General features: G+C 43.6%; 19 protein-coding genes. 17 read left to right on the top strand and 2 right to left on the bottom strand.

What is annotated here, in order from left to right; all coding sequences use genetic code 11:
- Nucleotides 1-2: 2 nt before the first annotated feature.
- The 8 genes from K6C05_RS01950 to K6C05_RS01915 all read left to right on the top strand — a co-directional run bounded on the left by K6C05_RS01950 (nt 3) and on the right by K6C05_RS01915 (nt 10,621).
- Nucleotides 3-1,562, top strand: coding sequence for a sugar ABC transporter ATP-binding protein (locus tag K6C05_RS01950; RefSeq protein WP_296730705.1), 1,560 nt, complete (start codon nt 3-5; stop codon nt 1,560-1,562).
- An 18-nt stretch (nt 1,563-1,580) separates the two neighbouring features.
- On the top strand, nt 1,581-2,627 hold the full coding sequence (locus K6C05_RS01945) for an ABC transporter permease (protein WP_296730703.1): 1,047 nt from the start codon (nt 1,581-1,583) through the stop codon (nt 2,625-2,627).
- 12 nt (nt 2,628-2,639) lie between these two features.
- Nucleotides 2,640-3,035 carry a D-ribose pyranase gene (rbsD, locus tag K6C05_RS01940; protein WP_296730702.1) on the top strand — a complete coding sequence of 132 codons (396 nt, stop codon included), beginning with the start codon at nt 2,640-2,642 and terminating at the stop codon, nt 3,033-3,035.
- Between the two features lie 10 nt (nt 3,036-3,045).
- Nucleotides 3,046-4,053 carry a LacI family DNA-binding transcriptional regulator gene (locus tag K6C05_RS01935; protein WP_296730701.1) on the top strand — a complete coding sequence of 336 codons (1,008 nt, stop codon included), beginning with the start codon at nt 3,046-3,048 and terminating at the stop codon, nt 4,051-4,053.
- A gap of 6 nt (nt 4,054-4,059) precedes the next feature.
- Nucleotides 4,060-4,971, top strand: coding sequence for a ribokinase (gene rbsK, locus K6C05_RS01930; RefSeq protein ID WP_296730699.1), 912 nt, complete (start codon nt 4,060-4,062; stop codon nt 4,969-4,971).
- Between the two features lie 234 nt (nt 4,972-5,205).
- A complete protein-coding gene (locus K6C05_RS01925; RefSeq protein ID WP_296730697.1) occupies nt 5,206-5,688 on the top strand; it encodes a hypothetical protein in 483 nt (160 codons plus the stop codon).
- A 294-nt stretch (nt 5,689-5,982) separates the two neighbouring features.
- Nucleotides 5,983-9,420, top strand: coding sequence for a DNA polymerase III subunit alpha (locus tag K6C05_RS01920; protein ID WP_296730695.1), 3,438 nt, complete (start codon nt 5,983-5,985; stop codon nt 9,418-9,420).
- Nucleotides 9,421-9,448: 28 nt separating this feature from the next.
- Entirely contained in the window at nt 9,449-10,621 is a 1,173-nt protein-coding gene (locus tag K6C05_RS01915) for an MFS transporter (protein WP_296730693.1), read from the top strand.
- 160 nt (nt 10,622-10,781) lie between these two features.
- Here K6C05_RS01915 and K6C05_RS01910 read toward each other — a convergent pair whose 3' ends face one another.
- A complete protein-coding gene (locus K6C05_RS01910; RefSeq protein WP_296730691.1) occupies nt 10,782-11,240 on the bottom strand; it encodes an Hsp20/alpha crystallin family protein in 459 nt (152 codons plus the stop codon).
- 355 nt (nt 11,241-11,595) lie between these two features.
- Between K6C05_RS01910 and K6C05_RS01905 the strand changes: the two genes are divergently transcribed.
- The 7 genes from K6C05_RS01905 (at nt 11,596) to K6C05_RS01875 (ending at nt 18,013) form a co-directional block, all read left to right on the top strand.
- Nucleotides 11,596-12,933 carry an MATE family efflux transporter gene (locus tag K6C05_RS01905; protein WP_296730688.1) on the top strand — a complete coding sequence of 446 codons (1,338 nt, stop codon included), beginning with the start codon at nt 11,596-11,598 and terminating at the stop codon, nt 12,931-12,933.
- A gap of 163 nt (nt 12,934-13,096) precedes the next feature.
- Nucleotides 13,097-14,227 (top strand): tRNA guanosine(34) transglycosylase Tgt, encoded by a 1,131-nt coding sequence (gene tgt, locus K6C05_RS01900; RefSeq protein ID WP_296730686.1) that lies wholly within the window; start codon nt 13,097-13,099, stop codon nt 14,225-14,227.
- A 15-nt stretch (nt 14,228-14,242) separates the two neighbouring features.
- Entirely contained in the window at nt 14,243-14,587 is a 345-nt protein-coding gene (yajC, locus tag K6C05_RS01895) for a preprotein translocase subunit YajC (protein ID WP_296730685.1), read from the top strand.
- A complete protein-coding gene (locus tag K6C05_RS01890; RefSeq protein ID WP_296730683.1) occupies nt 14,587-15,174 on the top strand; it encodes a 5-formyltetrahydrofolate cyclo-ligase in 588 nt (195 codons plus the stop codon). The genes yajC and K6C05_RS01890 overlap by 1 nt, the downstream gene beginning before the upstream one ends.
- 148 nt (nt 15,175-15,322) lie before the next feature.
- Entirely contained in the window at nt 15,323-16,570 is a 1,248-nt protein-coding gene (secD, locus tag K6C05_RS01885; RefSeq protein WP_296730681.1) for a protein translocase subunit SecD, read from the top strand.
- A gap of 28 nt (nt 16,571-16,598) precedes the next feature.
- A complete protein-coding gene (secF, locus tag K6C05_RS01880) occupies nt 16,599-17,519 on the top strand; it encodes a protein translocase subunit SecF (RefSeq protein ID WP_296730732.1) in 921 nt (306 codons plus the stop codon).
- 92 nt (nt 17,520-17,611) lie between these two features.
- Nucleotides 17,612-18,013 carry a zinc ribbon domain-containing protein gene (locus K6C05_RS01875; RefSeq protein WP_296730680.1) on the top strand — a complete coding sequence of 134 codons (402 nt, stop codon included), beginning with the start codon at nt 17,612-17,614 and terminating at the stop codon, nt 18,011-18,013.
- Between the two features lie 318 nt (nt 18,014-18,331).
- Here the strand turns inward: K6C05_RS01875 and K6C05_RS01870 are convergent, their stop codons facing one another.
- Complete coding sequence (locus tag K6C05_RS01870) at nt 18,332-19,966, bottom strand: L-lactate permease (RefSeq protein WP_296730678.1); 1,635 nt, start codon at nt 19,964-19,966, stop codon at nt 18,332-18,334.
- A 379-nt stretch (nt 19,967-20,345) separates the two neighbouring features.
- Here K6C05_RS01870 and K6C05_RS01865 point away from each other — a divergent pair, with 379 nt between their 5' ends.
- Both K6C05_RS01865 and ldhH read left to right on the top strand, forming a co-directional pair.
- Nucleotides 20,346-20,960 (top strand): lactate utilization protein, encoded by a 615-nt coding sequence (locus tag K6C05_RS01865; RefSeq protein WP_296730677.1) that lies wholly within the window; start codon nt 20,346-20,348, stop codon nt 20,958-20,960.
- Nucleotides 20,960-23,122: an L-lactate dehydrogenase (quinone) large subunit LdhH gene (ldhH, locus tag K6C05_RS01860; RefSeq protein ID WP_296730676.1), complete on the top strand. Its 2,163-nt coding sequence runs from the start codon at nt 20,960-20,962 to the stop codon at nt 23,120-23,122. The genes K6C05_RS01865 and ldhH overlap by 1 nt, the downstream gene beginning before the upstream one ends.
- Nucleotides 23,123-23,160: the final 38 nt, after the last annotated feature.

Below are 23,160 nucleotides of genomic sequence, written 5' to 3'. Positions count from 1 at the left end.
CAATGGCAGAAACTACAACCAATGGGGCATCACCTGAGGTTTGCCTTCACGCTGAAAAAATCAGCAAGATTTATCCGGGTACCAAGGCTCTGGATGAAGTATCCTTCAATGTGTATAAAGGAAAGGTCAATGTACTTATTGGAGAAAATGGTGCCGGTAAATCCACGCTCATGAAAATAATTGCCGGCATTGAACAGGAGTCCGAAGGCGAATTGTTCATGGGAAAGGAAAAGGTGCATTTTGATGATGTCACCCAAGCCAGGGATCATGGTATTGGTATCATTCATCAGGAATTGAATCTCTTTCCAAACCTGGCAGTATATCAGAATATATTTATGGCCAAGGAGCATAAAAAGGGTGCTGTTGGCATAGATAATGAATATCACATCAGGGAAACAAAACGCATAATGGAGAAGCTGCAGCATCCCATAAATCCTTATACCATAGTTGGTGATTTGCGGGTAGGGCAGCAGCAGATGATAGAAATAGCCCGTAATCTTATTCAGGACGACCTGAAAATTCTCATTATGGATGAACCTACCTCCTCCCTCAGCGAGCAGGAGGTACAGGTACTCTTTAAGATCATGCGGGAGCTTACAGCTGAGGGGATTTCCATAGTATATATTTCCCACAGGCTGGAAGAAATAATGCAGATTGGGGATTATGTTACTGTACTGCGTGATGGTAAACTGGTAGACAGTGCAGCAGTAAAGGATATTGATATTTCCTGGATTGTCCAGAAAATGGTTGGCCAGGGCAAAAGCTATCCAAAGCGAAAGGAAAATATCGATTGGTCCACCAGGCCTACTGTCCTTGAGGTAAAGGATTTGTCCCTGCCGAAAAAGGGCGGAGGCTGGCTCCTGAATAAGGTCAGCTTTCAGCTGAAAAAGGGAGAAATCCTGGGTATATATGGTCTGATGGGGGCCGGGCGTACAGAAATATTCGAGAGCATTATGGGATTGCGCCCTGAGCATACCGGACAGGTTCTCTTGAACGGGGAGCTCATAAAGATTAACAGTATAACTGAGCAGATTGATCGTGGTTTTGCACTTATTCCGGAGGACAGGCAGCGTGAAGGCCTTGTCCAGACCATGAATATTGGTAAGAACCTTTCATTATCCAGCCTAAAAAGATATGCCAAGAGTATCTTCCTTAAAGAAAGTGCTGAGGAAAAAGCTATTGATGACACCATAAGGGATATACATATTAAGGTTTCTGACAAGAAGCTGCCTATATTATCCCTATCAGGTGGCAATCAGCAGAAGGTAGTAATAGGCAAGGGCATCATGACAAATCCGAAAATCCTTCTTTTGGATGAGCCAAGTCGTGGTATCGATATTGGTGCAAAAACAGATGTGTTTGAAATAATGAATCAGTTTGCGGATTCAGGCTTGTCATTATTGGTAATTTCTTCGGAGCTTGAAGAGATAAAATCCATTGCTGACAGGATAATAGTTCTGTCCAATGGCATTAAGACGGCTGAGCTTTCAGGGGATGAGATTACAGAGGATAGGCTTGTTATGGCATCCTATGAAGGGCATAACACCGTAAAGAAGGATTAAGAAAGGGTGGAAACTTAAATGTTTAAGGATAAATCATCAATGATGATGACCCTTTTGAAGGGTCGAACTTTAATAGTGCTGGTTTTGCTGTTGATTTTCTTCAGCTTCGCAAATGATAATTTCCTGTCGACCAATACCCTGCTGCTGTTGGCAAAGCATGTGGCACTGTATGGCATCTTGGCTATTGGCATGACCTATGTTATCATAACAGGTGGTATCGACTTATCAGTCGGTGCCGTGGTAGGTTTGGCCGGTATGATCGCAGGTGGTATGATCCAGAATGGACTTACACTGGAATTCGCCGGTGTAACCCTTTATTTCAGTGTCCCTTTGGTAGTAATTCTTACTGTTTTTGTCGGGGCATTTATAGGCTGGTTGAACGGTATCATTATTACAAAGTTCGGTGTTGCTCCATTCATAGCCACTTTGGGTACTATGTATATTGCCCGCGGTTGGGCAATGCTTCATTCCAGTGGTGCGACCTATTCCAGCCTTGCCGGTAATGAAGCCCTGGGCAATACAGGCTTTGGCTTTTTCGGGAGCCGTATCGCCGAAATCCCAGTTGGTGCATTGATTTTGGTGGTTATTGCCATTGTGGCACATATCCTGCTGAAGAAGACGGTATTTGGCTGGCATATTTTTGCCATTGGCGGTAACGAAAAGGCAGCCAGACTTTCCGGTGTTAAGGTTGATAAGGTTAAAATCCTTGTGTATATCTTTTCGGCAGTATGTGCAGCCATAGTTGGTCTGATTACTGCATCCCAGCTGGAAGCTGCTCATCCGGCGACTGGTGAGACCTGGGAAATGAATGCCATCGCTGCAGCGGTACTGGGTGGTACCTCCATGGCAGGTGGTATTGGTACGATCGGTGGCACAATAGTCGGTGCCTTTGTAATAGGTGTCATTTCAGATGGTATGGTAATGTGCGGTGTATCTGAATTTTGGCAGATGATTATCAAGGGCCTGGTTATCATTCTTGCAGTAATCATTGATCAGTTCCAGCGCAATATGGAGGCAAAGATGGCCCTGCAGGCAAGGAATGAATCAAAGGATGCAGAAAGCTGAGAGGAGACTCCAATGAAAAAAACCGGGATTTTAAATGCAGATCTTTCTTATTTGGTTGCGACACTTGGGCATAAAGATTTAGTAATGGTTGGTGATGCCGGAATGCCTATTCCGGAGGGCGTTGCCATTGTTGACCTGGCCCTTTCGCCTGGTGTGCCGACCTTTAGGCAGGCATTAGATGCACTCCTAAGTGAGATGGAGGTGGAATATTACTATCTTGCTGATGAAATGAAGGAAAAAAATCCTGACCTTATGAAATATGTTATAGAAAAGCTGGAAGGGCTTGACATGGAGACCATGTCCCATGATAATTTAAAAAAAATGTCATCCAGGGTCAAGTTTGCAGTGCGCACGGGTGAGTTTTCCCCATATGCCAATGTGATATTGCGTTCTGGAGTAGTATTTTAGGGGAATGACTATGAAAGTAAATATAAAGAAAATCAGTGAATTGTCTGGTTTTTCAGTAGCAACCGTTTCCAATGCTCTCAGCAATAAGAGAGGTGTCAATAAAGATACAGCTGAACGGATAATAAAAATAGCCAGGGAATGTGGATATGTCAAGGAGGACAGAATTAAACGCATCAAGATGGTTACTTACCGTGATAGCGGAGCGGTATTTAATGAATCCCCGTTTTTTTCCACCCTTCTGGACAGCATAGAAGCTGAAAGCAGACATTCAGGGTATGATGTCTCCATTGTTAATTTGTATCGTCATCACAGTGATTATGAGGATAATGTCCGTACCTTGCTAAATGATACCATGTCTGCTGTCCTGTTGGTGGGAACTGAAATGAATGAAGCAGATGCCTCAAGGTTTGCTGATGCCAGTGTTCCCCTGGTTATGGTAGACAATTATTTCGAATCATTGTATTTTGATACAGTACTGATGGATAATGAGGATTCGGTTGTAAAGGCCATGAACTATCTGATTGAAAATGGCCATAAAAAAATTGGTTATCTTCGGGGGGATACCCGTATACGCAATTTTATTTCCAGAGGGCGGGGGTATAAAAGGGCCTTATGGGAAAATGACCTGCCGGTGTCAGATGACCTGACTTACACCGTTAAGCCTTCAGTGGTTGGAGCATTTGAAGGCGTAAACCGCTTTATTACTGAAGGTAGAAAAATGCCAACAGCTTTTTTTGCAGATAATGATATGATAGCTCTGGGAGCTATGCAGGCATTGCAGAAAAATGGTTTTTCCATCCCTGGGGATATTTCCATAATCGGGTTTGATGATATTAATCTGGGTGAGGCTTTTGCACCAGGGCTGACTACAATCCGGGTGGATATAAAGGCTATGGGCAGACTGGCAGTGCGCAGGCTGATAGCACAGATTCAAAACAGGGAAGAGGTACATTCCTGCACCAGACTTTATAACAGCCTGGTAATCAGGGGGAGTGTCGGAACGAGAAATGATGGGTGAAATATTATGAAAATAGCAGTTATTGGATCAACCAACATGGATCTTGTATCCTATATTGATCATATTCCTGAAGCAGGTGAGACCAGGGAAGCTACAGAATTTCATACTGCCTGTGGCGGCAAGGGGGCAAATCAGGCCATCGCTGCCGGCAGGCTTGGTGCTGATGTAATGATGGTAACAGTTATTGGCGATGATTTATTCGGCGAAAAATCCATGGATAATTTTTTGGAAAACAATATTGACACAAATTATGTATGGACTGCTACCGATGTTGCCAGTGGTGTTGCAACGATTATTGTGGATGATTCCTCCCAAAATCGTATTTTGATTCATAAGGGCGCAAATTCCTGCCTTACACCTGAGGTGATTGAGGATGCAGAGGCTGCTCTTGGGGAATGTGGCCTTATAGTGCTTCAACTGGAGATTCCGATGGAAACTGTATATGCAGCCATAGATATGGGTAACAAGCTGAATGTTCCGGTACTTTTAAATCCGGCCCCGGCTACAAAAGAGCTTTCCCTTGAGAAGGCTTGTCTGTGCGATTTCTTTATTCCCAATGAGACAGAACTGTCCATACTCACAGGTATGCCTACAGGTAATATTGAAGAGGTCAAGACAGCGGCTCAGATATTGGTCGATAAGGGGCTCAAGAATGTAATAGTCACTATGGGTTCCAAGGGTTCCATGTGGTTGTCCAAGGACGATTATCTGGTAATTCCTGCTGAAAAAGTAGAAGCAGTGGATACCACCGGAGCAGGAGATTCTTATATAGGCTGTTTTGTTGAGAATTACTCCCGGACAGGTAGTATTCCGGAAGCCATGAAGGAGGCTTCCCAATATGCGTCTTTCAGTGTAACCCGTAAAGGAACACAGGATTCTTATTTAACCAGGGATGAATTTGACAAATTAAAGAAATAGGTATTGAAATTTTCCTTAAAATTAATGCACGAAGAGTCGTAATTATTTGCGGCTCTTTTTTGTGTTATGAATAATTAAAAATTCCTACATTATTAGTCCTGATTTTTGTGAATAAATTGACCACTTTTTGGGATTATTCATCACTTTTTGATTCTTTATTGAATTAATTGTTTTATTTATATATTTTTTAAAAGGAACATATTGTTTTGATCAGTCTTTAGAGGTGTGTGTTTTATGAAAAAATCGAGAAGGAAAAACATGGAGAAAAAACTGGCGGTGGCAGTGTCCATTGTCAATATGCTGAACTCTATAGCTCCTGTTGCTCTGCCCTATGTGGAATTAGCACAGAATGTCAATAAGGAAGCCCAGAATCATAATTATGCCGAGGCAATACAGGGAGCCTGCTATGGCAGGGCTTATGCTGCTGAGCAAACGGTAACGAATGGTGAGACCAGCTCCTGGACTGAAAACGGCGGCACCATGGTTTCCAGCGACAAGCAGACGGTCACTGCCAGCGGCACAGGAGGAACGGCCATCGGCACCGTGGAAACCATGGACGGCGGCACGCAGACGGTCTTTGCCAGCAACGGAGGAACGGCCAGCGGCACCGTGACCACCATGTACGGCGGCGTGCAGATTGTCTCCAGCGGCGGCGCGCAGATCTGCCCTGCCTTGGGGCAATGCAATGGGTTGGATGGCCAGAGGCATGGCTATTAAATAATGTTCTGGTTATACGCAAGTAAAGGATGTGCCTTCCTCCAATAGTCACATCATCCTGCCCTGCCTTTGGGTGATGCAATGGGTTGGATGGCCAGAGGCACAGGCAAATCAACATTCTTCAATGGTACTTTCCTTGTTACAGTAAGGAACGGGTATTGAGAAATTCGTTTTTATGGCGGAACTCTTAGTACCCGTTATTTTTTTGCATATTTTCCCGGATGATTTTGTCGGTGGCAAAATATGAATAATAGCGTTATAATTTAATATTAAGTATATGTTGGAGGATTAAGCATGGAAGAAAGTATGCCTGAAAATAATAAAAACAAAACCGACAATATCCAATTTGCCCATCTTCATGTTCATACGGAATACAGCCTGTTGGACGGGGCCAACAGAATCAAGCCTCTGGTAAAACAGGCCAGGGAGCTGGGGATGAAGCATTTGGCTATTACTGATCATGGCTCCATGTTTGGTGTTATCGATTTTTATAAGGCGGCAAAAAACGAAGGTATCAATCCTGTCATCGGTTGTGAAGTTTACATTGCACCAAGGGACAGGCGGGAAAACTATGAGGTTGATGGAACCAGGTATTATCATCTGATATTGTTGGCCGAAAACAATGTGGGATACAGAAATCTTGTCCAGCTGGTATCCAAGGCCAACATTGAAGGCATGTATTATAAACCGAGAATTGATAAGGAGCTCCTTCGCCAGCACAGTGAGGGGATAATATGTCTTAGCGCCTGCATCGCCGGCGAAGTTCCGGCATGGATCCTCCGCGGAAATATGGAACGGGCTGAAATTGCACTGAAGGAATACCTTGAGATTTTTGGCAAGGAAAATTATTTTATTGAGATACAAAATCATGGGATGCCTGAGGAAAGCCAGGCCAATAAGGGCCTGATTGAGTTGGCCCATAAATATGATATCGGCCTTGTGGCCACCAATGATGCTCATTATCTTACCAGGGAAGCCAGTGAGTTTCATGATATTTTGCTGTGTATTCAGATGGCAAAGACTGTGGATGATCCGGCGAGAATGCGTTTTTCCAGTGATGAATATTATCTGAAGAGCCCTGAGGAAATGGCCGGCTTGTTTGGGGATTATCCTGAGGCAATAAGCAATACAGTAAGGATTGCCGAACGGTGTCATGTAGAATTTGATTTTGAAAGCCGTCATCTGCCTAATTTCCCCCTTCCTGAGGGAATGACTGATGAGCAGTATCTCAGGAGTCTGTGTGAGGAAAATCTGTCTTCCCATTATCCGGAAGAAACAAAAGAAGTCAGGGACCGACTGGAATATGAGTTGGGTGTTATTCACACCATGGGCTTTGACAGTTATTTTTTGATAGTATGGGATTTTATAAATTATGCCCGTGGGGAAAATATTCCTGTTGGACCAGGGCGTGGTTCCGCTGCAGGCAGTATTGTGGCATATCTGCTTGGGATAACGGATATTGATCCCTTGAAGTACTCACTGCTGTTTGAGCGTTTCCTTAATCCTGAGCGTGTTACTATGCCTGATATAGATGTAGATTTTTGCTATGTCCGCCGTGAAGAGGTCATAGAGTATGTAAAACGGCGTTATGGAGAGGATCATGTGGCCCAGATAGTGACCTTTGGTACTCTGGCTGCCAAGGGCGCCATCAGGGATGTGGGCAGGGCACTTAATATGTCTTTCAGTGATGTATCGAAGGTGACCCAGCTTATTCCAAATGAATTGGGTATTACCATCCGCAAGGCAATTGATAATACCAAGGAGCTGAAAGCCTTATATGAGGATTCACAGGAAGTTCATCGCCTTTTGGATTTTGCCATGGGAGTTGAAGGCCTTCCTAGGCATTCATCAACCCATGCAGCCGGCATTGTAATTGCCCGCAATCCACTGACAGATTATCTGCCGGTGATGGTGTCAGAGGGGACGTTGGTTACTCAGTATGACAAGGATCATGTGGAGGAACTGGGGCTGCTGAAAATGGACTTCCTTGGGCTCCGTACCCTTACGGTTCTCGATGATGCCATTAAAAATATCAGGGATAACAAGGGGGTTGATGTTGATCTTCGACATATTCCTCTCGTGGATAAAAAAACCTCCGATCTTTTGTGCCGTGGGGATACCTCTGCAGTATTTCAGATGGAATCCAGCGGCATGACCAATATAATAAAAGAACTGAAGCCTGAGGGGTTTACTGACCTTATTCCACTGGTGGCCCTGTATCGGCCGGGGCCTTTGGGCAGTGGCATGGTGGAGGATTTTATTGATGGCCGCCATGGCACCAAAAAGGTTCACTATATGCATCCACTCCTTGAGCCCATATTGAAGGAAACTTTTGGTGTGGTTCTGTACCAGGAACAGGTTATGCAGATTGTTCAGGTGTTGGCCGGATTTTCCCTGGGACAGGCAGATTTGTTGCGCCGTGCCATGGGCAAAAAGAAGGCAGCTATCCTGATGGCCCAGAAAGAAAATTTCTTGAAGGGCTGTGAAGAAAATGGCATAGATGGTGAACTGGCCAACAAGATATTTGATTTGCTCACTCATTTTGCTGATTACGGCTTTAATAAATCCCACAGTGCCGCTTATGCCTATGTTGCCTGGCAGACAGCTTATCTCAAGGCCAATTATTCCGAGGAATTCATGGCTGCCATGCTTACAAGCGTCATGGACACCACTGACAAGGTGAGTGTATATATAGAACAGTGCCACCGTATGGGAATAGAGGTATTACCACCGGATATTAATGTCAGCTCCGTCAACTTTAGCGTAGATGGGTCTGCTATCCGCTTTGGTCTGGCAGCTGTCAAGAATGTGGGTGAGGCAGCACTGAAAAATCTTGTTGATGAGCGAAATAACGGGGGACCATTTACATCCCTTATGGATTTTTGTACCCGGGTGGATATGCGGACAATAAATAAACGGGTAATTGAAAGTCTGATAAAATGTGGGGCATTTGATTCCATAGGGGCACGCCGCTCGCAGCTGCTGGATGTCCTGCCCCAGACAGTGGATGCAGCTGCCGTGGTTCAGAAGGATAAAGCTACAGGTCAACTGGGACTTTTTGATGATGAGGAAATCAGTGATGTTTCCGAGGTGAAGCTGCGGGATATTCCTGAGGTGGATCAGAGGACCATGCTGATGTGGGAAAAGGAAATAACCGGATTTTATATTACAGGACATCCTTTGGATGAATATGCCGATGTTATAAAAGGCTTCATCGGGATTGGCAATGTGATAGCCGGAAAAATCAAGAATGGTAAAACTGTCAAAATAGGTGGGATGATTACATCTGCCAAGCGCATTGCCACAAAAAAAGGAGATACCATGTGCTTCCTGACGGCGGAAGATTTTTCTCATTCCATTGAAGTTGTGGTATTTCCAAAGGTATTTTACAGCAGTATTAATTACCTGGAGCCTGATTCTGCAGTTATGATAGCAGGAAAGGTCAATTATACGGATGAGGGTGTCAAGCTGCTGGCGGACAGGATATGCCTATTGGAGGATTATAAGCCGGATGTCTATCTGGCAATCAGTCCGGCACATGATAATGAGGCTGTATATAAAGCCGTAAAGAATGTGCTTACAACCCATCATGGGGACCATGTGGTGTATGTTTATTATCCTGAACAAAAGAAAATGATAAAGACGGAGCAGTCCATGTGGATTGATGGTTCAGAGGAAGCATTTTCCCTGCTGAAGGAAATCCTGGGAGATGATTCTGTTAAGTCCAGATGATTTATTAGAGAAAGTTGAGGACTTTTGTATGGATGAAATAAAATGTAGTCCGGGGATGGGAGTTTTCCTGTTATCCGGTGGCCATTTCATGATTGATTTTTATAATAATTTTTTGCCGGTTTTGCTGCCGATAATCATGGTGAAGATGGATATGTCACTCACCATGTGTGGCCTGTTGGTCATGGTGCTGTCAATAACGGCAAATCTGCTGCAGCCTATTTTTGGTTATTTCTTTGACAGGCATAACTACAGTCGGGCTATGGTGTATGCAGTGGCCCTTTCCGGAGTGTTCATATGTTTTGTAGGATATTCACCTAATAAACCGGTATTGTTTCTGTTGTGTGCCTTGCTGGGGGTAGCAGTTTCGGCATACCATCCTTTGGGGACCTCCCTTTTGGGAAAGGTCAGCAATAAGCTGAATATGGGGCGTTCCGTATCCTTTTATGTAGCAGGTGGTAACATAGGCTTTGCACTTGCTCCGGTGCTGGTGGTGGCTTTTTTGGACCGTTTTTCCCTGGAGACTTTACCGGTACTTATTTTGCCCGGGGTTATCCTGGCCGCAGCATATATTTATACCAACTTGTGGAATATGCCATCAAAGGGCAGGAGTACCGCAGGTGATGCCGTGGAAACAGACTTTAAGGGGATACTCAAAAACAGGGATGTGGTATGGCTGAATCTGTCCATGGGGTTCAGGTGCTGGGCCCATGTCTCTGTGGTGACATTTTTGCCACTGCTTATGCAGAGCAAGGGCCTGTCTGCTATAATGTCAGGAACTCTTTTGGCTGTTTTTTTGGCAGGTTCTGCTATAGGCGGACTTTTTGGCGGTGAGATAGGGGACAGGACAAATCACAAGAAGGTCATGATTTATTCCTTGGTATTATCAATATTCCCGGTAGTATATTTTTTCCTGATGCCAAATGCGGGAATAATGGCAATAATTGCCCTGTTTCTGGCCGGGGCCCTTTTGATGGCACCCCAGCCTAGTTCTATAGTCTGGACTGGACATCTTATGCCTGATTATATTGGTGTAGCCAGTGGTATGATGATGGGGTTTTGTTATGGTATTGGTAGTATAGGTGCCGCAGTAACAGCTGTGTTAGGGGATTATATCGGATTGGATGCGTCCCTTTTAATAAGCATTGTTCCGGTATTTTTGGCCATTATACTCATAATCGCCACACCTTACAGGGATAGATGACATTATCCGGGCTATGTCGGTATTATTATTTTCAGACAACAAAAATCCGGCTTCCTCAATCATAAGTGAAGTCGGATTTTGCTTTGAAGTGTATTTTTATTATTCAGCATCACCTCCATGAAAACATGGTGCATATTGATGCTTGGATAAGAAGGAACAATTAATGGATTGGAATTTCGTGGGAGGCTTCAATCTGTGCAGCATCCTTTTTCTCCATGGTAATTGTCAGAATTCCGTCCTTGAATTCGGCGTTGCATTTATTCTCGTCGATATTGTCAATATAGAAGGAACGGCTCATGCTGCCACAATAACGCTCGCGGCGTATATAGTTGCCCTGATCATCCTTTTCATCCTTTGATTCTTCTTTTCTGGTTGAGATGGTCAGATAATTATCCTGGTAGGAAAGATGAACATCCTCCTTAGTGAAGCCAGGAAGTTCAGCCTTTAATTCATAGCTGCTCCCATTATCCTTAACATCTACATTGAAAGATTTTCCGCTGAAACCTGTGTCGCTGAAGATGCTTGAAAGCGGTTGATTCATCCAGTTGAACAGGCGATCGAAACCGTCTTCCTCTCTTGCCAGATTATTTCTTCCTGCAAATGGAACAATGCCAAACATAATAACGATCCCCTTTCATTCAGATATTTTTGTTGTTTGGTAAGGTCGGGGTCTTTTTCTTTTTCCCCTTCCTTGATTGTTATTATACAACTAAAAGTCAAAAAGTCAATAGGTCAAAAAATAAATTTTTAAAAATTTTATGTAGTTTGCGTTGAGGCTGATCAATACAGGCTTTCTTCCTTTTGAAAAGCATTTTGACCTTTGAGGTCGTAGTGTATTTTTGACAAATTATTAATACTCGTATACAATAAATACTATTTCACTGGTAAAAGTTGATGAAAAACTGGCAGCGAAGGCTGTAATTCATTTTGTATGAGTCATATTATTTTTATTGTTTCAGACAAGGAGGTTGATTATGTCCAGACAGCTAAAACTATCAGACCATTATGATTATAAAAGGCTGCTGCGCTTTACTCGGCCTTCAATTTTAATGATGATTTTTACATCAATATATATTATAGTTGATGGCTATTTTGTATCAAATTATGCCGGAGCAGTACCATTTGCCGCGCTAAATCTGATGATGCCATTTTTGATGTTACTTTCCTCTGTGGGATTTATGTTTGGAACCGGTGGTGCAGCCCTGGTATCAATGAAGCTGGGACAACAGCGAAAAGAACAGGCCAACAGGGCTTTTTCATTGATTACCTATACATTGATAGTGTTGGGACTTTTAACATCCGTGGTGGGATATTTTCTGGCTCCGGAGGTGGCTGTCATTCTCGGAGCAAATGAAGAGCTGCTTCCGCATAGTGTACTGTATGCCCGTATAAGTATGGTCGGAATGACGGCATTTATGCTCCAGCACCTGTTCCAGAGCTTTTTAATCACGGCAGAAAGGCCTCAGTTTGGATTTTGGATTACTGTGTTGGCCGGCGTCCTGAATATTATTTTTGATTTTTTGTTTATTGGAGTCTGGGACTGGGGACTGGCCGGTGCTGCCTGGGCCACTTCCATCAGCGAAATTATCGGTGGTTTTATTCCAATCATATATTTTCTTATGCCTAATAAAACTGTTCTGCGCTTGGGGAAGACAAGTTGGAACTGGCCGGTTATTTATAAGACTTGTACCAATGGTTCCAGTGAATTCTTTTCCAGTGCGGCTTCATCATTGGTGGGGATGCTGTATAATATCCAGCTGCTTGCATATATGGGAACTAATGGGGTAGCTGCTTATGGTGTAATAATGTATGTAAACTTCATTTTTGTGGGTATATACTTTGGTTATGCCATGGGGGTATCACCTATTATCAGTTATCATTATGGGGCAAACAATGTGCAGGAATTAAAAAGTCTGTGCCACCGAAGCACTGTTTTGATGTTTCTCTCAGGGGTAATCCTGACTGTACTGGCCGAACTTTCCGTCAATCTGTTGGCCGATATCTTTGTGAGCTATGATGCAGAGCTGTATGATCTGGCCTGCATCGGCATGCGGATATTTGATCTGGCATTCATTTTAATGGGGCTCAATGTTTTTGCTTCTACGCTGTTTACTGCCCTGAATAATGGCAAAATATCTGCCATACTTTCAATAATGCGCTCTGTTGTCTTTGAGGTGTCGCTGATTATACTGTTGCCACTGTATTTTGGCGGTAATTCTTTATGGGCAATAATAGTGGTGGTGGAAGTACTTTCCATCTTTTTAGGAGTGTTTATGGTACTAAGATATCGGGAGCGTTATCAATATTATTGATGTAGATAATAAACTGCATATTGGACATAATATTTCGGTATAGTCTCGCGAAGGGGGGACAGGCCTGTTCTTTTGCATTTGTTGAAAGAACAGGCTTTTTATGATATGATAATTCAGTTAGAGTATTGATAAATACTATTTTTATTGAAAGTGAGGCGATTACTTGCCGGCAATAACATATGAATTGATAAAGCAGGATCCGCTCACCGGAGCACGGGCCGGTATTATACATACACCTCATGGCAGTTTTCCTACTCCGATATTTATGCCGGTAGGAACCCAGGCGTCAGTGAAGGGGGTATCTCCTGAGGAGTTGAAGGAACTGGGGGCAGGTATTGTACTCAGCAATACATATCATTTGTTTTTGCGGCCGGGCTCAGCCCTGGTAAGGGAAGCAGGTGGACTTCACAAATTCATGAACTGGGATGGGGCTATTCTTACAGATAGTGGCGGTTTTCAGGTGTTTAGTCTGGGGGAGCTCAGAAAAATCACCGAGGAGGGAGTGACCTTCAGGTCGCATATTGACGGCTCCAGAAAATTCCTGTCACCTGAGGTATCCATGAAGGTACAGATGGATTTGGGCTCGGACATTATCATGGCTTTTGATGAATGTATTCCTTATCCTGCGGATTATGAATACGCAAAGGCATCTACGGCCAGGACTACAAGGTGGGCCCAGAGGTGTAAGGATGCCATGACCAATGAGCACCAGGGGCTTTTTGGTATTGTTCAGGGCGGAATGTACAAGGATTTGCGTACCCGTAGTGTTAATGAACTGGTGGAAATGGATTTTCCGGGGTATGCAGTGGGAGGCCTTAGTGTAGGGGAGTCCAAGGAGCTGATGTATGAGATGCTTGATCATACAGTGGGACAGCTGCCGGCCAATAAGCCAAGGTATCTCATGGGAGTTGGAACCCCGGATTGCCTGGTGGAGGGTGTAATGCACGGAATAGATATGTTTGACTGTGTGTTCCCTACCCGCGTAGCCAGAAATGGTACTGCCATGACATGGCAGGGACGGCTGGTGATTAAAAATTCCGCGTATACCAGTGATTTTGGCCCACTAGAAGATGGCTGTGACTGTTATGCTTGCCGTAACTTCAGCAGGGCTTATATCAGACATCTGGTGAGGGCCAACGAAATATTTGGCCTTAGGTTGCTTTCATTGCATAATCTCAGATTTTTACAAAGATTTATGCAGGAGATGCGTCAGGCAATTATTGAGGAACGATTTGGCGAATTTCGTCGAAATTTCCTCGATTCATATAATTATTCTGCCAGGAACGCAGACTAAAGGAGGGATAAGGAAATGGATGAGAATGATTTTGCGGTACTTACCAGTTATGCGCCTATTATATTCATGGTGGTACTTTTCTATCTGCTGTTATATCGTCCTCAGAAAAAGCAGCAAAAAAAGCAGCAGGATATGCTGTCCAGACTGCAAAAAGGGACCAAGGTGGTTACCCGTGGCGGTATTCTGGGGGTAGTGGATGAGGTCAAGGAAAACACTGTTATGCTCGAGGTGGCTAAAGGGGTTTCCATTGAAATTGCCAAATCAATGATTGGTACTGATTATGAAAACAAGGAAGAATTGGAGCAGGAGCAGCAAAAAGCGGCTGAGGCTTACAAGGCTTCCCAGGCAAAGGATAAATAATGCAGGACGAGTCCTTAAGGTTTTACAAGAAAAAACTGCGCCATGAAGCATTAGCCAGGAGACGCGCCTTGACTCATGGAGAACGCGTTGCTGAAAGTCTGGCAATATCCGGGCAGCTTAAGGAAATGGACTTATACAAGGATGCTCAGGTAGTATTTTGTTATGTATCTGTTGAAGATGAGGTCCACACCCGGGATATTCTTTGTCAGGCTATAATGGATGGTAAAAGGGTGTGTGTGCCATATATTTATGATGCAGACAGCAGAATTATGACTGCTGCAGCCTTGCACAGCATCACTGAGCTTGTCCCGGGTGCTTTTGATATAATGACCGTCAGGGATGATTTGTATCAGGAAATAGACCAAAATGAAATTGATTTGATCATAGTTCCTGGTGCTGCATTTGATAAAAAGGGTCATAGGATCGGCATGGGCGGGGGATATTATGATATATTTCTCCATGGCTGCCCCAATGCTGATAAACTTGCTGTGGCCTATGAGTGCCAGCTTTTGGATGAGTTTGAAACTGAAAACCATGATATTACGGTTGATTATATTCTTACCAAAGCTGGACTGCTCCGGTGTTAAGGGGGCATATCGCCTTGTTTGCTGCATGAAATATGCAACCTGCAGTGGATGTGGAAATCCCGCCGGAATTCAGTTGACATGAAGCTGTCGCTGAATAAGACTCATAAAATGCTTTACCAAAAAATATTTGAAAGAAGGATGGAAGTAGTTGAGAAAGGACAGTTTATTAAAGGTCTTGGCTGCTGTTGGAATTACAATCGGCATATTCTTTGCTTTCGTATCGCCGTTAGCACAGTCCATCAGACAGGGACTTGACCTTCAGGGTGGTACCCATGTGGTATTGGAAGCAGAGGATACACCTGAAGCTCAGGTTAATGAGGATGCCATGGAGCGCGTAGTTCGCATCATGGAAAAGCGTGTAAATGAGCTTGGCCTGGCCGAACCAATCGTTCAGCGTCAGGGTGAGCGCAGAATTATCATTGAGTTGCCTGGTATCAAGGATCCGGATAAGGCTATTCAGGTCATTGGTAAGACGGCTATGCTGGAATTCAAGAATGACAAGGGAGAAACCGTTCTTACAGGTACTGACCTGAAGGATGCCCGTGAACAGACTGACCAGCAGGGGCAGAATCTGGTTGAGCTGGAATTCAGTCCTGAGGGTGGCGATAAGTTCGCTGATCTGACATCAAAAAATGTAGGCCGAAATATTGCCATACTCCTTGATGGAGAGGTTCTGACCAATCCAAGAGTCAATGAGCCTATTATGGGCGGCAAGGCTGTTATCACCGGCAACAAGACCCTGGAGGAAGCCCACAATCTGGCTATTCTCCTGCGAAGCGGTTCGTTGCCTGTAAAGGTAAATATAATTGAGACTCGTACAGTTGGTCCTTCCCTGGGACAGGATTCCAAGGATAAGTCAGTTGTAGCCTTTGCTATTGGTCTGGGTGCTGTAGTATTGTTTATGATGCTTTTCTATCGGTTGCCTGGTTTTATTGCAGACATCAGCCTTATGGCATATGTAATAATTCTTTTGTTCAGCCTGAAAATGCTGGATGCTACCCTGACACTGCCTGGTGTGGCAGGTATCATCCTGTCAATTGGTATGGCGGTTGATGCCAATGTGCTTATATTTGAGCATTTCAAGGAAGAATATCTCACGGGGAAAACCCTGAGACTTTCCATGGACGCCGGCTTTAGTAGGGCGTTTACTACAATATTCGATTCAAATATCACTACAATTATTGCCTCGGCAGTATTGTTCTGTTTTGGTACCGGAAGCATCAAGGGCTTTGCCATCACCTTGGGTTTGGGTGTTGTTTTGTCCATGTTCACGGCCATTACCTTGACTCAGTTTATGATTAAGAATCTGATAGCAGCCAACCTGTTTGCTAATCCAAGGATATATGGCATAAACAAGCTGCCGGAAAAAACTGAGGAGGTGACCAAACTTGGCTAAGGTAAAGAAGCTTGAACCTGAGGTTAAAATTCCATTTGATATAATGCACCGGTCCAAGATCTGGTTCACCATTTCACTGTTGATAATCATACCTGGTATTATCAGCATGTTTACCAATGGCTTCAATTTTGGTATTGATTTTACCGGTGGTACTATAATGGACCTGCGTTTTGAGAAGCAGGTAACCCTGCCGGAGGTTCGTGATGTACTGAAAATATATGGCTTGGATAATGCTACTATTCAGCTTTCAGGAGAGGCCAGTAATGTAGAATCTTCTGAAAATGTCATGATTCGTACAGTGGATATTGAGGAGAATGAACGCAAGGAGGTCATGGCCAGCCTGCGGGAAAAGATAGGTGACTATACCGTACTGCGTGAGGAAAAGGTTGGTGCTACAATTGGTGGCGAGCTTATTATGGATGCTCTGCTGGCAACTGTCATCTCCTGGGTCCTGATTATTATCTATGTTTCATACAGGTTTGAATGGCGTTTTGGTATTTCTGCAGTTATGGCCCTGGTTCATGATATTCTCGTGGTATTGAGTATTTTCTCATTTACCCAGAAACAGGTGGATTCATCCTTTGTTGCTGCAGTTCTGACAGTTGTTGGTTATTCAATCAACGATACCATCGTTATTTTTGACCGCATCAGGGAAAATCTGAAGCTGCATTTCCGCCGTGGCGGTGATCTTTACGCTTTGGCAAACCGAAGTATTTTCCAGACTTTGACCCGTTCCCTCTATACGGTGTTCACTTGTCTGTTTACTACCTTTGCCCTGTATTTCTTTGGCGGAGATACTACCAAGGATTTTGCCTTTGCACTGATATGTGGATTCTTCAGCGGATGCTATTCCTCAATCTTTATTGCAAGCCCATTGTGGGTAATATTGCGTAATATGGGTGAGAAGGATAAGGCTGCAAAAAAGCCTGCTGAGCCAGCTGAGGTGTAAAAAAGATTCAGTCGTTTGGAAATTTTGCTTTACCTGAAGGGGAGCAAAGGTTGAACAATAGAAGTAAAACTGTACAGAGGAGCGTGATTAAAATGGGAAAATTTTGTCCTGAATGTGGCAAGTCCATAGAAGACAATGCACAGTTTTGTCCATTCTGTGGTAGCACAACAGTTACTGTTGATAAGGCAGCACAGGAGCCACAATTAACACAACCACAATATAATCCTACGGTACAAAATAATCAGATGTATCAGCAGCCACCTATGATGGATCCACCAGCCAGAAAAAATATGGTGGTAGCCATGCTGTTGAGCTTTTTGTTTGGCCCTTTGGGGATGCTCTACACCAATGTAAAGCACGCGGCTATTTTGATTGTTATAGCAATTGTTGGTGGAGTGCTCACCGGTGGTCTTGTGGGACTCCCTTGTTGGATTGCCAGTATGGTTTGGACCTATATTGATGTCCAAAAGATAAATAATGGCGAACAGCTCTGAAAAGTGAATAAATTTCTGTCATGATGACCTGCTAAGGCGGTTGTCCCGGCAGCAGGCGAGAAAAAGGCCATCATCCCGTACCAAATGAAGACGGGGTGATGGCCTTTTCTGTCTGCAGTCAAACTATTATCCAGGGAGATAAAATATTGATACTATGGAGGAGGGAATACTATGGTATAAATGCTTGCAATGTAAAGAGCGCTGACAATTTGTCAGCGCTCTTTAACTAGGATTAGTTAGATAAAGGGAATATATAATAAATGATTTATCGGGGTGGTAAACCACTTACTAACAAAGATTGCTTAATATATTAACTGGTTAAATTATACCAAAGTGTAATGCGCCAAGCATTGCGGCCATCAGTACAATAAACCATATAATCCAAGGAACTACGGCTGCTTTTATCAGCTTTCCTTCTGCACCTATAATACCCGTAGTCGCACATACAGCAACAATATTATTGATGCAGACGATATTGCCGACAGCACCACCCTGATTCTGAAGGGCTACAATGAATACCTGAGGTATGTTAAGGATTGTAGCGGTTTCAAATTGGAGTGGGGTAAACATGATATTGGATACTGTGTTGGATCCAAACATGAATGCGCCGATGGTACCAATGAATGGTGCGGCAAATACATAATTGGCACCTGCCAGATCTGCCATGCCCTTTGCCATGGATACCAGCATGGAATCCCAGCCCAGTGGGTTGGCATTGGAATAACGATAAATGTAAACCATTGCGAAACCAAAGAGAAGGGCTATGGTAGCACCATAGAGCTGATTGTAGGATTTCTTTACAATATCCTTTACCTGGGACATATTCAGACCATAGAGAGGAATTGAAATCAATACAACCAGTACAAACGGGAACAGACCAGGGTTGTTCAGATACTTCATGGCAAAGCCAGCACCTTCAACACCCATGATATTGTTCATTGAGAATACAAAACTGGTTATTGGACCCTTGAGACCAACCTCAGGTATTCTGGTAAGTACCAGCCAGAGGGCAATCAGAAGATATGGAGTCCAAGCCTTTAACAGTGACATCGTAGGCTTTCCATCATCTGCTTCGGAATCGGAAGCCTTTCGTTCAGTACCAGGGAAACGCCAGATGGTTTTTGGTACCAGGAAGCCGGTTTTTGCTGCAGCAAGAGTAGCAAATATAGTAACAGCAGCTGCACAGATGGAAACCAGCTCAGAACCGATGAATCTAGCAACAATAAGATAGAAAATATCAAAGACAATAGAAGTGAATAATGCAAATGGTAATACCGGCATAGAATACTTCAGGAAGGATTTCTCCTCACCGTATTGTCTGGTGATAATTGCTAAAACAACCATTATTACAAAGAAGGTACCGGCAGAAAGACCAACTGCAGTAGCCCAGGACAAATCCAGCTTCCACGCTTCAAGGTCAGTTACTCCGATAGTAGGGAGTGTATCCTTCAGAATTTCTGCACATACATTAGTTGGTGTACCGGCTGCACCGAAGGAAACCGGTGGAGAATCCAGTATCAGGCAGGCTGTAGCAGCTGCCATGGCTGGGAAACCAAGTCCAATCAATAATGGTGCACAAATTGCCGGTGGGGTACCAAAGCCTGCAGCACCTTCAATAAATGCTGATAGGGCAAAACCAACGATTATCATCTGGATGCGGGCATCTTCAGAGATGCCATTGAACATGGCTTCGATTCTGCGCATTGCGCCTGCTTCGTTCAGCATGTTCATAAGTAAGATCGCACCGAAGATAATTAACAGCGTATCAATTGACCCCAGAAATCCGGTAATGGTATAGGCAGCTATATGGAGAAAATCCATCTGCCAGTAAAAAAGACCAATAATACAAATTGAGAACCATGCAATTGGCAGTACCTTTTTGGCTGGCATGTTGACGCCTACTGTCAATATAATGGTAAGAATAATTGGTATTGCGGCAATGATAGCTAACACAAACATCATCTCCTCACATTTCACTCATAAATATCTAATGTATTATGGCATTAGACGAAACTGTAATAGAAATGGTTTGACAGTTACACACTATGAATGAACCTCAATTTGTAAGATGATTCTTACGCATATTTATTAAAAATAAATATTGTAGTATGATTTGGTCATAATTATATTTTATTAGTCAATAATAATCAAGTAAAAAATGGAAAAAACTTGAATTATTTTGTTTTTTTTAAAATTATTTAATATAAAAAGAGAATTGTTTCGCATGCATTTAATCATATTGACAGACAATTACAGTCATATTATAATAAAAAACAAGTAGAAATGGTTTGATGATTTTATTGGATGAATTTCTCTGAAGGGAGAGTATTTAATGAAAAAGGTGTGTGTGAATTGGCCTAAGGAGGCATTTATTGATGGGTTGGTAAATGCTAAATATTGGCAGGATTTCGCAGATAACGCCAAAGCAGCAGCTGCTGAAATCTACAAGGTAAAGGATTATGCTGCCGCTGAAGAAGCGTTGAAGAAAGTTTTAAAGGAATTTTCTCCAAAAGAAATCATCGCGGTAGGAGGAGAGGAAAATCCTGTCCTGGCCGGAATTTACTCCCGGTTGTCTACTGCCCAGACGAGTGTTTACACCGACAAATTTGATATTGCAGAGCATGCAGCAAGTGCGGATGTGGGAATTTCAACAGCAGAATTTGGTGTAGGAGAAACGGGAAGCCTGTGTGTTGATAATTATTCCTATGAGGCAAGGGTTACCAGCATGCTTCCTTTTGTAAATATCGTTTTTGTCAATGCTAATTATATGGTAGAAAATGTTACAACAGCCTGCCAGATAATTGGTAAAGTATTCAAAAAAGGATATTGCGGTTTCGTTACCGGTCCTAGCCGTACAGCAGATATTGAGCGAGTTCTGAGTCTGGGTGTTCATGGCCCGAACAAACTGATAATTATTGCTGTAGAGAATGAAGGGGGGACTGAGTAATGGCTCGTGATCTGAAAAAAGAAATAAAGGCAAAGCTGAACGATGACATCATGCAGGATGCTTTATCCCGCTTTGCAGATCAGTATCCAGGTTCCCGCCTGAAATCCTATGCTGGACAGGACATTGAAGAGCTTCGTGAAAACTTACGCCTTATGAAGCTGGATGCAGTGGATCATATTGAAGAGCTGGCTGACAAGTTTGAAGAAAATGTCAAAGCTCGCGGCGGTGAAGTTTTCAGGGCCAAGGATGGCGACGAGGTCAAAAAGTTCCTTATTAAAATATGTAAGGAAAATGGCGTTAAGAGAGTCGTTAAATCAAAATCAATGGCATCTGAGGAAATTCACCTGAACGAATGCTTTACCGAACATGATATTCGCGTAAAGGAAACCGATTTGGGTGAGTGGATGATTGCCATAGCCGGACACAAACCATCCCATATGGTAATGCCGGCAATACACCTTAATAGATATCAATGTGCGGAAATGTTCGAGAAGGAGCTACAGGAAGAGGTTCCAGGAGAAGATATTCCTTATATGATTCAAAAAGCCCGTCAGACCCTGCGTCAGGAATTCCTGCAGGCAGATATGGGTATTACAGGAGCTAATTTTGGCATCGCTGAAAATGGCGCCATAGGACTTGTTACCAATGAGGGTAATGCCCGTCTGGTAACTACACTGCCTAGGATCCATGTGGTTCTCATTGGTTATGAAAAGCTGATTCCGAAGACTGAGGACGCAGCAAAGATTCTTCGCCTGTTGCCAAGAAATGGTACCTGCCAGAAGATGACCAGTTATATGACCATGATTGATGGACCTACTCCTGTCATGACTAAAAAGGATGGTAAGTGGGTAGAGGAAGACAGAAAACAGTATGTTATCCTGTTGGACAATGGTCGTCTGGAGGCTGCCCATGATCCTGTCATGAAGCAGGTTTACCAGTGTGTACGCTGTGCATCCTGCCTTAATGTGTGCCCAATATGGACTCTGGTTGGTGGACATGTATATGGACACATTTACTCAGGTGGTATAGGTGCTATTCTTACAGGTTTGTTGAATGGTATCGACAACTTCAGTCAGTTTAGTGATTTGTGTATTGGCTGTCGTACCTGTACTACGGTTTGTCCTGGTAAGATACCGATTCCTGATCTTATTGATGAGCTCAGAAATCGTTATGTGAAGGAGCATGGTACACCTACCATGGATAAGTCCTTCTTTGATAAGGTACTTAACGACAGAGGATTGTTCCACAAGCTGTTGTTAAAGGCTGGTTCCGTTGGTCAGGCACCATTCAAGTCAGGTAAATACATCCGTCACCTGCCATTGTTCTTTGCCGGAATGACCAAGGGCAGAAGCTTGCCAACAATTGCCGATAATCCATTGAGAGACCGCATGGCCAGACTGGAAAAGCAGAATCCTTCCAATCCAAAGAAGAAGATTGCCTTCTTCAGCGGATGTAATACAGACTTTGTCTTTGCAGACACTGGTGAAAATGTTGTCAAGGTTCTGCAGAATTTGGGTATGGAAGTCGTTTATCCAATGGGACAGAGCTGCTGCGGTAAGCCTATCATCGGTGTGGGTGACCGTGAAACCGGTAAAAAGGCTGCTATGCGCAATATTGAGGCATTGGAGTCCGTTAATCCGGATGTTATTCTTTCAGCATGTCCAACCTGTGCTGAAACTTTGGCTGAAACCTATCAGAGTCTCTTTAAGGATGATCCTGTATGGGGACCTAGAGCCAAGGCATTTTGTGCAAAGGTTCGTGAGTTCTCCAGCTTTGTTGCTGAGGAATATAAAGCAATGGGCAAGCTGATTCCTGCAAGTGGTGGGGAGAAGGTTACTTATCATGATTCCTGCCATATGAAGCGTGGCTTGGGCGTATTTGAAGAACCAAGGGCACTGCTGGATGCAACTCCTGGAGTTCAGCTTGTAGAGATGAAGAACTGTGACAAGTGCTGTGGTATGGCCGGTTCCTTCGGTATGAAGTATGCAGAGGTTTCAATCCCACTTCTGGAGGAAAAGGTTGAAAATATAAAGGCCACCGGTGCTACTACCTGTGTAGTTGCCTGTCCATCCTGTATGATGCAGATAGGTGGAGGTCTTGATAAGCAGGATACCGGTATCAAGGTTAAGCATATCGCTGATGTGCTGGCTGAAAGGCTGTAATACAGACGGAGAGGTGCCGTCGATGCTTGTTTCTTAAT

Source organism: Anaerovibrio sp., from assembly GCF_024697385.1.
GTDB lineage: Bacteria > Bacillota > Negativicutes > Selenomonadales > Selenomonadaceae > Anaerovibrio.
This window is presented reverse-complemented; position numbering and strand designations above follow the sequence as displayed.

Coding starts and splice junctions, on each gene's coding strand:
- K6C05_RS01950 (WP_296730705.1), top strand. CDS start 3: ATGGCAGAAACTACAACCAATGGGGCATCACCTGAGGTTTGCCTTCAC.
- K6C05_RS01945 (WP_296730703.1), top strand. CDS start 1,581: ATGTTTAAGGATAAATCATCAATGATGATGACCCTTTTGAAGGGTCGA.
- rbsD (WP_296730702.1), top strand. CDS start 2,640: ATGAAAAAAACCGGGATTTTAAATGCAGATCTTTCTTATTTGGTTGCG.
- K6C05_RS01935 (WP_296730701.1), top strand. CDS start 3,046: ATGAAAGTAAATATAAAGAAAATCAGTGAATTGTCTGGTTTTTCAGTA.
- rbsK (WP_296730699.1), top strand. CDS start 4,060: ATGAAAATAGCAGTTATTGGATCAACCAACATGGATCTTGTATCCTAT.
- K6C05_RS01925 (WP_296730697.1), top strand. CDS start 5,206: ATGAAAAAATCGAGAAGGAAAAACATGGAGAAAAAACTGGCGGTGGCA.
- K6C05_RS01920 (WP_296730695.1), top strand. CDS start 5,983: ATGGAAGAAAGTATGCCTGAAAATAATAAAAACAAAACCGACAATATC.
- K6C05_RS01915 (WP_296730693.1), top strand. CDS start 9,449: ATGGATGAAATAAAATGTAGTCCGGGGATGGGAGTTTTCCTGTTATCC.
- K6C05_RS01910 (WP_296730691.1), bottom strand. CDS start 11,240: ATGTTTGGCATTGTTCCATTTGCAGGAAGAAATAATCTGGCAAGAGAG.
- K6C05_RS01905 (WP_296730688.1), top strand. CDS start 11,596: ATGTCCAGACAGCTAAAACTATCAGACCATTATGATTATAAAAGGCTG.
- yajC (WP_296730685.1), top strand. CDS start 14,243: ATGGATGAGAATGATTTTGCGGTACTTACCAGTTATGCGCCTATTATA.
- K6C05_RS01890 (WP_296730683.1), top strand. CDS start 14,587: ATGCAGGACGAGTCCTTAAGGTTTTACAAGAAAAAACTGCGCCATGAA.
- K6C05_RS01875 (WP_296730680.1), top strand. CDS start 17,612: ATGGGAAAATTTTGTCCTGAATGTGGCAAGTCCATAGAAGACAATGCA.
- K6C05_RS01865 (WP_296730677.1), top strand. CDS start 20,346: ATGAAAAAGGTGTGTGTGAATTGGCCTAAGGAGGCATTTATTGATGGG.
- ldhH (WP_296730676.1), top strand. CDS start 20,960: ATGGCTCGTGATCTGAAAAAAGAAATAAAGGCAAAGCTGAACGATGAC.